This is a genomic window from Corynebacterium sp. BF-R-2, assembly GCF_024586525.1.
In the GTDB taxonomy this organism is placed as follows: Bacteria; Actinomycetota; Actinomycetes; order Mycobacteriales; family Mycobacteriaceae; genus Corynebacterium; species Corynebacterium singulare.
On record NZ_JAMFTP010000033.1, the window covers coordinates 1 to 1,220 of the forward strand.

A 1,220-nucleotide genomic window follows, 5' to 3' on the forward strand; every position below is an offset into this window, starting at 1 on the left:
GACTCGAACACCTACGCGGCATCGCCCTAGGATTCAAAAACCTCAACCACTACATCTTGCGATGCCTAATCCACTCCGGACAACTACAGGACAAAATCAACGCACTCTAAAACCGGAAGGGCCGTTTTAGGGTCCACCATGAAGTTCGGCATGCAGGGATCACCATGGCAAACAACCATATCGGTGCGCTCTTGGTCGAGCCGCACCGGTAGCTCTCGTTCGACACGAGCCAAAAGATCGAGCTGCGGCGTACTCTTGTCCTCGTCCGGTAAGAAGTCGGGATTGACGGCATTGCGGGACACCACATCAACGGCGCGTCCGAACATTCGCGACAGCCTGCGCTCAAACGGACATTGATCAACCGATAGGCTGTGAACAGCGCCAAGTTGCTGCCCCATTGACGGCCACGCTTTGAGCAAATCCGCTCCAGACAGATCAGCCGCCGGTACTCCCGGAATTGCCGTTATCACCAAGCATGCACCCTCCTGTTCCTCCTGCCAGTTGATCACCTCGGGGCAAGCCACACCTCGACCTTTGAGCCAAATGAGGCGGTCACGCTCTCCAGCGAGCTCACCGCGGCGGGAAGCAGGTGCGATTTTCGCGAAGGCATGCCCGTCACCACGTCGAAAAACAAAATCACCAGATTCTCCGCCTCTGACAGGCAACCAGTCAGAATGCGATTCACCAAAAAAAATATTAGTTCGATTCAATGGAGGTTCCTTCAGTTTTCTGATGAAGCGCGGAGGTGGCTCAACCTGCGAAAAGAAACGAGTTGCTACGTAAGTCCGAGAACATGCTTTCCATGGTCTCTGAGCTCGCCTTTGGGACCGACATATCGGTAGAGAGTGACGCGCTCGATGCCGAGTTCCTTGCAGAGATCGGAAACTGAAGTATCGCGCTGGGCCATGGCGGCTTGCGCGAGACGCACCTGAGCTTTGGTGAGCGCGAATTTTCGTCCGCCCTTGCGACCGCGCGCTCTCGCGGAGGCGAGACCCGCCATGGTGCGCTCTCGGATCAGATCTCGCTCGAACTCGGCCAAGGTGGCGAAGATTCCGAACACCATGCGACCGGACGCAGTCGTGGTGTCGATCTGAGCGGGCACTGTTGCAAAGTTAGCGATGAGGCAGCCTTTTGTCTTATTCAAAGGCCTTACATTTCAAAAACTCTGCTTACCAGGCGCATTTCGCCCAGGGGATCACCATAATAAAATGCTGAGGCCT

1 protein-coding gene and 1 pseudogene are annotated in these 1,220 nt (G+C 55.6%); both read right to left on the reverse strand.

Annotated elements, in window-relative coordinates; genetic code table 11:
- Positions 1 to 89: 89 nt before the first annotated feature.
- Positions 90 to 710, reverse strand: a pseudogene (locus M5J09_RS13140) (APH(3'') family aminoglycoside O-phosphotransferase); the annotation flags it as partial.
- Between the two features lie 65 nt (positions 711 to 775).
- The gene (locus M5J09_RS13145; RefSeq protein WP_012360778.1) at positions 776 to 1,144 is read right to left on the reverse strand and encodes a recombinase family protein; all 369 of its coding nucleotides are present in this window, start codon (positions 1,142 to 1,144) and stop codon (positions 776 to 778) included.
- Positions 1,145 to 1,220 lie beyond the last annotated feature (76 nt).